Annotated in this window: 1 protein-coding gene; it reads left to right on the forward strand. The window is 73.1% G+C overall.

Annotation, left to right across the window (positions count from 1 at the left end):
• Positions 1 to 249: hypothetical protein (locus RAD04_RS39015; RefSeq protein WP_461628013.1), on the forward strand; the 249-nt coding region annotated here is incomplete at both ends.

Genomic DNA, 249 nt, shown 5'->3' on the forward strand with positions numbered 1-249 from the left:
GCCGCCCTCGAACACGATCTCCAGGGACGGATGGAGCAGCTGTCGCGCGACCTGCAATCGCTGGTCACGGAGCTGCGCAGCGCCCGCCCGCAGTCGCTGCCCGGCGCCGCCGCGTTCCCGCTCGAAAGCGTGATGCGGATCCACGAAGAGCTCCGCGAGTCCGACGGGGCACCGACGGAGGTCGCGCCTGCGGCCAAAGCGGCGCCGACGCCACCACCGGAGCCTCCGGCTGAGACGACCGCGCTCGTC

This window comes from Bradyrhizobium sp. 25ACV (assembly GCF_054863005.1).